At 66.7% G+C, this 11,261-nt stretch carries 11 protein-coding genes; 6 read left to right on the top strand and 5 right to left on the bottom strand.

Going from position 1 to position 11,261, the window contains the following annotated elements; all coding sequences use genetic code 11:
- Positions 1 to 122: 122 nt before the first annotated feature.
- Genes DIE02_RS19100 through DIE02_RS19085 form a run of 4 tightly spaced genes read right to left on the bottom strand, consistent with a single transcriptional unit; the run spans position 123 to position 3,717 of the window.
- The gene (locus tag DIE02_RS19100) at positions 123 to 788 is read right to left on the bottom strand and encodes a HutD family protein (protein WP_124529670.1); all 666 of its coding nucleotides are present in this window, start codon (positions 786 to 788) and stop codon (positions 123 to 125) included.
- Positions 785 to 1,729 carry an electron transfer flavoprotein subunit alpha/FixB family protein gene (locus DIE02_RS19095; RefSeq protein ID WP_124529668.1) on the bottom strand — a complete coding sequence of 315 codons (945 nt, stop codon included), beginning with the start codon at positions 1,727 to 1,729 and terminating at the stop codon, positions 785 to 787. The genes DIE02_RS19100 and DIE02_RS19095 overlap by 4 nt, the downstream gene beginning before the upstream one ends.
- On the bottom strand, positions 1,726 to 2,505 hold the full coding sequence (locus tag DIE02_RS19090) for an electron transfer flavoprotein subunit beta/FixA family protein (protein ID WP_124529666.1): 780 nt from the start codon (positions 2,503 to 2,505) through the stop codon (positions 1,726 to 1,728). The genes DIE02_RS19095 and DIE02_RS19090 overlap by 4 nt, the downstream gene beginning before the upstream one ends.
- Positions 2,506 to 2,532: 27 nt before the next feature.
- The gene (locus DIE02_RS19085; RefSeq protein WP_124521269.1) at positions 2,533 to 3,717 is read right to left on the bottom strand and encodes an FAD-binding oxidoreductase; all 1,185 of its coding nucleotides are present in this window, start codon (positions 3,715 to 3,717) and stop codon (positions 2,533 to 2,535) included.
- A 177-nt stretch (positions 3,718 to 3,894) separates the two neighbouring features.
- Here DIE02_RS19085 and DIE02_RS19080 point away from each other — a divergent pair, with 177 nt between their 5' ends.
- Both DIE02_RS19080 and hutG read left to right on the top strand, forming a co-directional pair.
- Positions 3,895 to 4,860, top strand: a complete 966-nt coding sequence (locus DIE02_RS19080) for a LysR family transcriptional regulator (RefSeq protein WP_124488118.1) — start codon at positions 3,895 to 3,897, stop codon at positions 4,858 to 4,860.
- A 17-nt stretch (positions 4,861 to 4,877) separates the two neighbouring features.
- Positions 4,878 to 5,687, top strand: coding sequence for an N-formylglutamate deformylase (gene hutG / locus DIE02_RS19075; RefSeq protein WP_124529664.1), 810 nt, complete (start codon positions 4,878 to 4,880; stop codon positions 5,685 to 5,687).
- Positions 5,688 to 5,899: 212 nt separating this feature from the next.
- Here the strand turns inward: hutG and DIE02_RS19070 are convergent, their stop codons facing one another.
- Positions 5,900 to 6,502 (bottom strand): helix-turn-helix domain-containing protein, encoded by a 603-nt coding sequence (locus DIE02_RS19070; protein WP_124488097.1) that lies wholly within the window; start codon positions 6,500 to 6,502, stop codon positions 5,900 to 5,902.
- Between the two features lie 250 nt (positions 6,503 to 6,752).
- Here DIE02_RS19070 and glnT point away from each other — a divergent pair, with 250 nt between their 5' ends.
- The 4 genes from glnT to DIE02_RS19050 are packed head-to-tail and all read left to right on the top strand — an operon-like array spanning position 6,753 to position 11,126.
- A complete protein-coding gene (glnT, locus tag DIE02_RS19065; RefSeq protein WP_185640876.1) occupies positions 6,753 to 8,141 on the top strand; it encodes a type III glutamate--ammonia ligase in 1,389 nt (462 codons plus the stop codon).
- Between the two features lie 12 nt (positions 8,142 to 8,153).
- Positions 8,154 to 9,062 carry a class II glutamine amidotransferase gene (locus DIE02_RS19060; protein ID WP_034191062.1) on the top strand — a complete coding sequence of 303 codons (909 nt, stop codon included), beginning with the start codon at positions 8,154 to 8,156 and terminating at the stop codon, positions 9,060 to 9,062.
- The gene (locus DIE02_RS19055) at positions 9,050 to 9,739 is read left to right on the top strand and encodes a protein glxC (RefSeq protein WP_124521265.1); all 690 of its coding nucleotides are present in this window, start codon (positions 9,050 to 9,052) and stop codon (positions 9,737 to 9,739) included. Before DIE02_RS19060 ends, DIE02_RS19055 begins: the two co-directional genes overlap by 13 nt.
- A gap of 25 nt (positions 9,740 to 9,764) precedes the next feature.
- Positions 9,765 to 11,126 carry an FMN-binding glutamate synthase family protein gene (locus tag DIE02_RS19050; protein WP_039370809.1) on the top strand — a complete coding sequence of 454 codons (1,362 nt, stop codon included), beginning with the start codon at positions 9,765 to 9,767 and terminating at the stop codon, positions 11,124 to 11,126.
- Positions 11,127 to 11,261 lie beyond the last annotated feature (135 nt).

Genomic DNA, 11,261 nt, shown 5'->3' with positions numbered 1-11,261 from the left:
ATCGCGGCCGACAGCCCGGCCGGGCCGCCGCCGACGATCACGACGTCGTATTCCATCGATTCGCGCGGGCCGTATTGTTCAATAAGAGAAACGTGGGACATGAACGTACAAGAAGGCAGGGATTAGCGTCCGACTGGCTCGATCGCGATCGAGATCAGGCGGGAGTCGAGTGCGTCGGACTGCAGGTCGAGTTCTTCGCTGCGGCCGTCGAGCCACAGGCCATGCATCGGCAGCAGGGTCTGGGTACTGAGCGACGCGCTGCTGAAGCGCCATTGGCCGGCCGCGCAAATCAGCAGATGCGTCGGCGCCGGCGTCACGCGGCGTGAATGCGTCGCCACGCTCACGGTGGCCCGGCAGGCCGCGCGGCGCGTCATCACGTTGAGGACGTGCGTAGGCCGTACGATGTCAGTCGTCCACACCGGCAAATCGCCGGGAAAGTACGCCGGCACGATCGGGTGCGCGACGAGATGCCCGTCCTGCGCGCGCAGTTCGACGCTCGAGTTGTCGACCGGCACGAGTATCCGGTCGACGCCCGGAAACTGCGAGAAGCGGGCCGATCCGTCGAGCGTTGCGAGACTGATACGCCAGTCCACGTTGCCGTCGGAGTCGATGCGGCTGGCGATCGTTCGCGTGACGCCCGCGCCGTTCGCCCAGGCTTCAGGCTCGACTTGCGCGCAATCGATAAACCGGACGGACGGGTAGTGCGACGCCGACGGTGCAGTCCCGCTGGAGGAACGTGGTGCAGGCACGCGCGGGACGCCGCCCTGCCCGGAATCCGGGTGCGTCATGCACCACCCCCGGCCTCGACGTGACGTTCGAGTGCAGCCATCACGTCGAACAGGTCCCCCACGAAGCCCACGTCCGCAAACGAGAAGATGGGCGCATCCGGATCCTTGTTGACGGCGACGATCAACTTCGAATCCTTCATGCCGGCCAGGTGCTGAACGGCGCCCGAGATCCCGAACGCGAGATAAGCGTCGGGGGCGACGGTCTTGCCGGTTTGCCCGACCTGGATCGCGTTCGGTGCGTAGCCGGCATCGACCGCGGCACGTGATGCGCCGAGGGCTGCGCCGACACGCGACGCGAGCGTGCCGAGCCGCGCCATGTTCTCGCTGGACGCGAGCCCACGCCCGCCTGACACGACGATCGGCGCATTCGCGAGATCGACGCCGGCTGTCTGAGTGCTGTTGCGTTCGATGAGCGTTGTCGCGGCGAATGCGGGCGGCGCATCCACGGAATCGATCGGTGCCGGTTCCGCTCGCGCGCCTGCCGCCGCGAACGACGATGCGCGCACGGTCGCAAAGCTGGTCTCGCGCGCGCTTTCGACGGTCGCGACGATGCTTCCCGCATACAGGCCGCGCACGAAGCGTCCGTCGTCCGTGATGCCGGTCACGTCCGCGACGAACGCCGCGCCGGCGAGGGCCGCGGCCCGCGGCAACGCGTTCCGGCCCAGCGTGCGATGGGCGGCCGCGATCAGCGTGTAGCGTGGCGCCAGTCCGGCAAGCAGCACGGCGAGGCTTTCCGGCGTGACGGCGCCGGCCGTGCCGGGCAGATCGGGCCGGAGTACACGGTCGACGCCGTCGATCAGCGCGGCTTGCGCGGCCGCCGCGGGATCGAGCACAAGCACGTCGACAGGATGCCGGCATGCCGTTGCGGCAGTCACGACGCGCCGGACCGTATCCGGCAGCGTATGGTCGGCCGTGGTTTCGGCGATGACGAGCGTTCTCATGCGGAGACTCCTGTATGGGCAAAGACGTTGTGCGCCGCGAGCGCGGCGATCAGTGCGTCGATGTCGGCAACGCGGTGACCCGAGCGCTGTACGGTGGGCTCGTCGAGTTGCACTGCGCGCGACGACGGTGCGAGGTCGACCGCGAATCGCGCGGCTGGAACGATTGCGAGCGGCTTCTGTTTCGCCTTGACGATGCTCGGCAGCGTCACGCGTCGCGGTTCGGCCAGGCGCAGGTCGGCGCTCACGACGGCGCGTCCGGTCAGCCGCCAGGTTGCGGTGCCGCTGTCGTCGCCGCATGTGACGCGCCAGCCGTCGCCTTCGGGCGCGAGAGCGGTCGCGTCGAGACCTTGCGGCCAGCCGAGCAGGCCGGCGAGCATGGGCGCGACGCCGCCGGTGTCGTCGTCGATCGCCTGCTTGCCGCAAAGCACGAGGTCGTAAGGCGACGTGCCGAGGTATGCGTGGAGCAACCGTGCGACGCCCAGCGAGTCGAGCGACGCGGCGACGTCGCCGGTGTCGATCAGGATCGCGTCGTCGGCACCCATGGCCAGGCCGGTGCGCAGCACGTCCTGGCAAGCGGCCGCGCCGCACGTGACCACGCTCACCTGGGCGGCATGGCCGGCCTCGCGCAGGCGCAGCGCCATCTCGAGTGCGCATTCGTCGAACGGGTTGATGGACATCTTGAGGCCGGTCGTCTCGATCGAGCCGGTTGAACCGACCCGCACGCGCACGTTCGGATCGACGACGCGCTTGACGGGCACCAGTATCTTCAGGGGCATGGGAATGTCTCGTCGAAAGGATGAAGATCAGGACACGGCGCCGAGGCCATACTTGCCGGTGAGCAAGGCGCCGGTCGCAAAGCGTTCGAGCGAGTAAGGGGCGAGCGACACGTCGGTCGGCTGTCCGAGCGCATGCTGTGCGAGCAGTTTGCCGATGCCGGGCGACAGCTTGAAGCCGTGGCCCGAGAAACCGAAGCCAACCACGAGTCCGTCGATGTCGCCGATGTTGCCAAGCACCGGGTTCCAGTCGGGGGTCACGTCGTAGACGCCGGTCCACGACGACGCGAGCCCGGCTGTCTCGTAGGCGGGAAAGCGTTCGGCGACCTGCGCACCGACTTCGGCGACGTAATCCAGCGAAATGTCGCCCTGTTCGGTTTCCGGCGCATTCAGCGTCTCGCCGACGACGCCCTCGGAGACCAGCATCTGGCTGCCGCCATAGCTGCGGTAATAGAGCATGCCGGGCGAGCCCAGGTCCTTGAACGCCGGCATCTGGAACGAATATCGTGCGTCGCACTCGAGCGCCAGCACGGTGTGCCGTTCCGGTTTCACGGGTAGCGGGACGTCGATCCAGCCGGACAGTTCCGGGGTCCAGATGTTCTGCGTACTGATCAGCGTGCCGCACATGAAGCGGCCGGCGCTCGTGTCGACGCCGACGATGCGGCGGCCGTCACGCACGACCCCCGTCACGGTCGTGCCTTCGAGAATCTTCACGCCGCGCCGGCGTGCCGATTTCGCGAAGCTAGTCGCGACGAGATAGGCGTCGGCGAAGCCCGCTTCCGGCTCGAAGCCGATCAGCGCCGCGTCGTCGAACCGTGCGATCGGCAGGCGGGCACGTGCGTCGTCCCGATCGAGCAACTGCACCTCGATGTCCATCGCGCGTTGCGCGTCGAGCGACGCGCGCAGCGGCTCGAGCTTCGCCCCCTCCGGCGCACAGATCATGTAGCCGCACTTGACGAGCCCGCACGACGCCTCGTCGTCGCCGACGTATTCGGCGAAGTTGTTGAAGGCCGACCACGACGAGCGCGCCAGCTCGACGTTCTGGCGGACCGAATAATGCGTGCGCAGCAGGCCGGACGATTGCGACGTGGTGCCGGCGCCGATCATGCCCCGTTCGATGACGAGCACGTTGCGTGCGCCGAGCGACGCAAGATGATGCGCGACCGACGTGCCGATCACGCCGGCACCGATCACGATGAAGTCGAAGTGGCTCATGGCTTCCCTCTGGATGGACGACGTGCCGATTCTAGGGAGCCGCGGTGCCGCCGAATTTTGTATTAGGCAAACTTATGCAACGTGCCCGGAAGTGCTCATCCTGCGTCCGGGCAGGCCGAATCGGCGCACCATGCGTTCCGTATTGCCGGAATGGACGCCGCCGCCACTGGAGCCTCTATGCGACGCACCCTATCGCCCATCGACCTGCGTGCCCTGCAGGCCTTCGTCGCCGTGTGCGAGACCGGTTCGATGACCGCCGCGGCCAGGCGGATCGGGGTCAGCCAGAGCGCGATCAGCCAGGCGATTTCCGCCCTCGAGCGCGAACAGGGGACGGTGCTGTTCGATCGGGACAGCCGCCCGCCGCGCCCCAATCTCGCCGGCCGGGCATTGCTGGAACTGGCCGGCCCGCTGCTCGAGCATGCGCAGATGGTCAGCACGCGCGTCGGCGATGCGTCGGACGCGGGGCGGGTGCCCGTGCGGCTCGGCTGCGTCGACTCGTTCGCGGCGACGGTCGGCCCGGAACTGATTCGCGCGGTGTCGGGCACGTCGCGACAGATTTCGATGTGGTCCGGGATCACGCCGGGTTTGAGCAAGCAATTGCATGACCGGGAGATCGACGTCGCCGTATGTACGCAGACCACGCTCAGCGACGCGCGTATCGTCGAGGTCCCGTTGTTCTCCGAAGCATTCGTCGCGGTCGTCGCGCGCGCACATCTGGCCGGGCGCCAGCAGGCCGACTGGCGAACGCTGGCCGCCGAACTGCCGTTGATCCGTTACACCGCACGTTCCGTGATCGGCCAGCAGGTCGAGCGGTTCGCGCGCCATCTCGGCATTGATAGCCCGAGGCGCTTCGAATTCGACGCGACGGATCCGCTGCTGAGCCTGGTTGCCGCCCGGCTCGGCTTCGCGATCTCGACGCCGCTGTGCCTGTGGCAGGCGCGCCATTACCTCGGCGACGTCGTGGTCGTGCCGCTGCCGGGTGGCCGGCTCGGCCGGCGCGATTTCTTTCTCCTGCACCGACAGGGCGAGTGGGAGGACTTCGTCACGGAGATCATCGAGCTGACGCGCGGCGTGCTCGACCATTCGATCCGGCCGGCGCTCGCGCGCGCCGTGCCGCAGTTACCCGAAGATGCATTGCTTTGATTCGTACGGAGTGCTCGATGAGTGACCTATACACGCTGCAACGCGGCGATGCGCCGCTGCTGATTTCGATTCCGCACCTGGGAACGGCGATACCCGCGCCGTTGCGCGACGCGTACACCGACCGCGCGCTGACACTCGCCGATACCGACTGGCACCTCGACCGACTGTACGCGTTCGCGACCACGCTCGGCGCGACGATGCTCGGTGCGACGGTTTCACGTTACGTGATCGACCTCAATCGTCCGTCGGACGACGAGAGCCTGTACCCGGGCCAGACGACGACGGGCTTGTGTCCGACCGAAACGTTTCGGGGCGAGCCCGTCTATCGCGAAGGATCCGAACCGGATGCGGCGGAGAAAGGTCGCCGGGTCGACGCATACTGGCAGCCGTACCACATGGCGCTGGCGGCCGAGCTGGCGCGGCTGCGCGAGCGTCACGGGCACGTGCTGCTTTGGGAAGCGCACTCGATCGCGAGCCTGCTGCCGCGGCTGTTCGACGGCAAGCTGCCCGACCTGAACATCGGCACGCAGGACGGCAGGACCGTCGCGCCGTCCGTGCAGGCCGCGGTCGAGCGCGAGGCTGCCGCAAGCCCGTTCACGTGGGTCGCCAACGGTCGCTTCAAGGGCGGCTTCATCACCCGCTCGTCCGGCCGGCCGTCACACGGCGTGCATGCGATCCAGCTGGAGATGTGCCAGTCGACCTACATGGACGAAGCTTTCCCGTTCGCCTACGACACCGAACGCGCGGCCCGCGTGCAGCCGACCGTGCGCCGGATGATCCGGGCGGCGCTGGATGCGCTGGCGGCACTGCCGCGGCTCACAGCATAAGGAACGCTGATACATCTTCGTAATCAGGGTTCCCGTATCAGTGCGACGTTGCACCGAAGTTGGCGTGGCGCTGCACCCGCAGCACGCAGGGAGCGGGTTCTCACCCGCTGACGCACGGGTGCCATCTCGCCCGAAGTGTTTATTCACGGGAATCTTTGATTCCTGTAGATAAACCTGGCACGAGGCTTGCATTATCTCTCGCGACGGGAGGGTCATTCGTCGGCAGGGGGGCCGTAGACGAAGATCGACAGGAACTGGATCGGGGTCTTGATCAGGCGTTCCGGGCCGTGCGGTACGTCGGCGCGGAACGTCAGGGTGTCGCCCGGATGCAGGATGTAGGTCTGCTGACCGTGCCGGTATTCGATCACGCCCTTGAGCATGTGGATGAACTCGGTGCCGGGATGCTCGAAGACGGGAAAGCGTTCCGCCTGGTCCTCCATCGTGATCAGGAACGGCTCGAAGGTTTTACGCGGACCCTGGTCGTAGGCGAGCAGATGGTAGGTGTGGCCGCTTTTCGTGCCTTTCCGGACGACTTCCATGCCAGCGCCCTTCTTCACGAGCTGGGCGCCGCCCTGCGGGACGTCGAAGTTGCGGAACAGCACGGCCATGGAGACGCCGAGCGCCTGGGCAATGCGGTGGAGTACGTCGAGACCGGTCGAGGTCTGAGCGTTTTCGATCTTCGACAGCATGCCGCGGCTGATGCCGGCCTGTTCGGCGACCTGGGCGATGGTCAGGCCGTGGCTCTGGCGAAGCTCGCGGATGGTCGACCCGAGATAGCGTTCGAGCGGGGTCTTGCTGTCGTCAGCGGTATGCATCGTCGACCTCGGAAAAAGGGGCAAGGGTAGCAGATTGTGGTACGCGCGCCGGCACGGTCGGGACCGCCGGCGTGCGCACCGCAAGTTTCATATGGGGAATTATTGTTTCACAACAATAAATCCCTTCGCATGCAGAAGGCGTGATCGCAGCGTACCGGACGCGGTGCTTGCCTCATGTCGCGCAATTGGGCCGCTCGCCAGCCGGGCGGATTCCACAAACCAGTGAACGCAGCAGTTGCAAGGAGAGACGATGAACCTGAACGATGCGAGCCCGTTGCCAGTCAACGCACTCGGAAGCGTACCGCGCTTCGATTCGGTGGACGAAGCGCAGACATACCTTGCGCAACACGGTGTGAAGTATGTGCTCGCGCAATTCGTCGACATTCACGGCGTGGCCAAGGCGAAATCGGTGCCGGTCGCGCATCTGGGCAGCGTGCTGACCGCGGGCGCGGGTTTCGCGGGCTTTGCGATCTGGGGTGTCGGCATCGAGCCGAACGGGCCGGACTACATGGCGGTCGGCGATCTCGCGACGCTGACGCCGGTGCCGTGGCAGTCCGGGCTCGCGCGCATCGCGTGCGACGGTCACGTCGACGGCGCACCGTGGGCGTTCGATTCACGCGTGACGCTGAAGAAGCAGGTTGCCCGCCTGACCGAGCGCGGATGGACGCTCTTTACCGGCCTCGAGCCCGAATTTTCGCTGCTGAAGCGCTCCGCGTCGGGCACGCTCGAGCCTTGCGATCCGAGCGATACGCTGGCGAAGCCCTGCTACGACTACAAGGGGCTGTCCCGCACGCGCGTGTTCCTGGAAAAGCTCACCGAATCGCTGCGCGCGGTCGGCATCGACGTCTACCAGATCGACCACGAGGACGCGAACGGGCAGTTCGAGATCAACTACACGTATACCGACTGCCTGACGTCGTGCGATCACTACGTGTTCTTCAAGATGGCCGCGTCGGAAATCGCGAACGAGCTCGGGATGATCTGTTCGTTCATGCCGAAACCCTTCGCGAACCGCCCGGGCAACGGCATGCACATGCACATGTCGATCGGCGACGGCAAGCGCAACCTGTTCGCCGACGCCGACGATACGCTCGGCATGGGCCTGTCGGCACTCGGCTACCGGTTCACGGCGGGCCTGCTCGCGCATGCGTCCGCGCTGGCGGCGCTCTGCAACCCGACGGTGAACTCGTACAAGCGCCTCGTCGTCGGGCGCTCGCTGACCGGCGCGACCTGGGCGCCGGCCTACATCAGCTACGGCGACAACAATCGCTCGACCATGGTGCGGATGCCAGGCGGCCGGATCGAACTGCGTCTGCCGGACGGCGCATGCAACCCGTATCTCGCGACGGCGGCCGTGATCGCCGCCGGGCTCGACGGCATCGACCGCGACCTGTCGCCGGGTGCGCCGGCGAACGAGAACCTGTACGAGTGGCCTGCGCAGAAACTTCGCGACCACGGCATCGGCGTGCTGCCGCAAAACCTTGGCGAGGCGCTCGACGCGCTCGAGGCCGACCGGACGATCTGCGATGCGCTCGGGCCGGTGGTCGACGAGTTCATCAAGCTCAAGCGAATGGAGTGGCTGGAATACATGCGCCACGTATCGGACTGGGAAATCAAGCAGTACGTCGAATTTTTCTGAGGAGCAGGCAACATGTGTGGAATCGTAGGATTGCTGGTCAAGACGCCGGCGTTGCGCGACCGGCTCGGCGAGCTGATGGTGCCGATGCTGATCGGCATGACCGAACGTGGCCCGGATTCGGCCGGTCTCGCGGTGTTCGGCGACGCGGTCGAGCCGAACCAGCGCAAGCTGAGCCTGTACTCGGGCTTTACGGATGAAGGCGAGCATTTTCCGTGGGACGTGCTGCTCGATCGGCTGAAGGCGTCCGTCGACGCCGCGGCGCGTGTCGATGCGAAGGGAAACCACGCGGTGCTGACCGTCCACGCGCAGGCCGACACGGTCAGGCACTGGCTGAACGAGCATTACCCGCGCGTGTACCTGCTGTCGGCCGGGCGCTCGATCGACCTGTACAAGGACATCGGCCTGCCCGCGGAGATCGCCGCGCGTTACGCGTTCGGCGGCCTCAAGGGCTCTCACCTGGTCGGCCATACGCGGATGGCGACCGAGTCCGCGGTGACGCCGGATCGCGCACATCCGTTTACGGCCGGCGAGGACTTCTGCCTGGTCCACAACGGCTCGCTGTCGAACCCTTACGGCGTGCGCCGGAAGCTGGAGCCGAAGGGCATTCATTTCGATACCGACAACGACACGGAGGCGGCGTGCCGCTTCCTCGAATGGCGACTGCGCGAGGGCGACACGCTGCCGGTCGCACTGCAGAAGGGCTTCGAGGAGCTCGATGGCTTCTACACGTTCCTGATGGGGACGCCCACCGAGCTGGCGCTGATTCGCGACCCGTTCGCATGCAAGCCGGCCGTCGTCGCCGAGAACGACGACTATGTCGCGATCGCGTCGGAATTTCGCTCGCTCGCGCATCTGCCGGACATCAGGAACGCCAAGGTATTCGAACCCGCACCCGAGGAGATGTACGTATGGAACGCATGACATTCGACCTTGAGCACGCAACCGTCAGGGACGTCAACCAGTACCTGCACGGCAGCGCGGACGTGCTCGACGGGCAGGCGATCGTCGTGGCCTCGCCGAACGGTGCGCACAACATCGCGGTCGGCGTGGACGCCGACGTGACCGTGACGATCGATGGCCACGCCGGCTATTACGCCGGCGGCATGAACCAGCGCGCGACGATCGTCATCGAGGGCAGCGCCGGGACCGGCGTCGCGGAAAACATGATGAGCGGCAAGGTGCACGTGAAGGGTTTCGCGTCGAACGGCGCGGGTGCCTCCGCGCACGGCGGGCTGCTCGTGATCGATGGCGATGCCGGGTTGCGTTGCGGCATCTCGCTGAAAGGCGGCGACATCGTCGTCGGCGGGTCGGTCGGCAGCTTCTCCGCATTCATGGCCCAGGCGGGCCGGATGGTGATCTGCGGTGACGCGGGCGACGCACTCGGTGATTCGCTCTACGAAGCAGTGCTCTACGTGAAGGGTGAAGTGAAGTCGCTCGGCGCGGACGCGCAGTTCGAGCCGATGGCCGACGCGGACTTCAGTGCCGTCGCGGCGCTGCTCGATGCGGCCGGGCTCGACCACGATCCGCGCGCGTTCAGGCGCATCGCTTCGGCCCGCACGCTCTACCACTGGAACGCCGACGCGAACCAGGAATATTGAATCCACGCTCCATCGAGGCAACGCCATGGAAGTCAAACCCATTCATTTCGCCCGCTTGCAGCAGGAAGAGTCGTACGGCTACGACCGCAAGACGATCGACTACATCCACACGGCCGCCCAACGCGGCCTGTACGAGATTCGCGGCCTCGGGGCGAAGCGTCACGTACCGCACTTCGACGATCTGCTGTTCCTCGGTGCTTCGCTTTCGCGTTACCCGCTCGAAGGATATCGCGAGAAGTGCACGACGCAGACCGTGCTCGGCACGCGCTTCGCGAAGAAGCCCATCGTGCTCGACATCCCGATCACGGTGGCCGGGATGAGCTTCGGCGCGCTGTCGGCGAACGTCAAGGAAGCGCTCGGCCGCGCGGCGACGGCGGCCGGCACGTCGACGACGACCGGCGACGGCGGGATGACGCAGGAGGAGCGCCGTTCGTCGAAGACGCTCGTCTACCAGTGCCTGCCGTCGCGCTACGGCTTCAATCCCGACGACGTGCGCCGCGCCGATGCGATCGAGGTCGTGATCGGGCAGGGTGCGAAGCCGGGCGGCGGCGGCATGCTGCTCGGCCAGAAGGTCAATCCGCGCGTGGCGTCGATGCGCACGCTCCCGGCGGGCGTCGACCAGCGCTCGGCGAGCCGCCATCCGGACTGGACCGGCCCGGACGATCTCGCGATCAAGATCCAGGAACTGCGCGAGATCACCGACTGGGAAAAGCCGATCTACGTGAAGGTCGGGGCGACGCGCACGTTCAACGACGTGAAGCTCGCGGTGCATGCGGGCGCGGATGTCGTCGTGGTCGACGGGATGCAGGGCGGCACGGCGGCAACCCAGACCTGCTTCATCGAGAACGTGGGCATTCCGACGCTGGCGGCGGTCCGTCAGGCCGTCGCCGCGCTCGAGGACCTGAACATGAAGGGGCAGGTTCAACTGATCGTGTCGGGCGGCATTCGCACCGGTGCGGACGTCGCCAAGGCGCTCGCGCTCGGCGCGGATGCCGTCGCGATCGGCCAGGGGGTGCTGATGGCGCTCGGCTGCAACAGCGAATCGTACTTCCAGGACGGCATGCTGCATTCGGCTGCGGCAGATTACGCGGCGCTGCATACGTCGCCGGGTTTCTGCCACCACTGTCATACCGGCAAGTGTCCGGTGGGCGTGACGACGCAGGACGCGGTGCTCGAAAAGCGTCTCGAGCCGGAAGAGGGCGCGCGTCGTGTGCGCAATTACCTGAAGACGCTGAACATGGAGCTGACCACCATCGCGCGCGCCTGCGGCAAGCAGAACGTTCATCACCTGGAGCCGGAAGATCTCGTCGCGCTGACGGTCGAGGCGGCCGCGATGGCGCGCGTGCCGCTGGCCGGCACGTCGTGGATTCCGGGCGAGCGGTCATGACCGCGGTGTGACGGTGCACGCGACGTGGCGCCGCGCAGTAGCGGGCGGCGTCATGTCGTCGGTCGCTTCAGACGCCGCGACCCGCTCGGTGCCTCCGTGCGGTGTCGCGGTCATTCCCGATTTTGCTGGTTCGTC

Origin of the sequence: Burkholderia sp. Bp8991 (assembly GCF_003853795.1) — a bacterium.
Taxonomy (GTDB): Bacteria; Pseudomonadota; Gammaproteobacteria; order Burkholderiales; family Burkholderiaceae; genus Burkholderia.
This window is presented reverse-complemented; position numbering and strand designations above follow the sequence as displayed.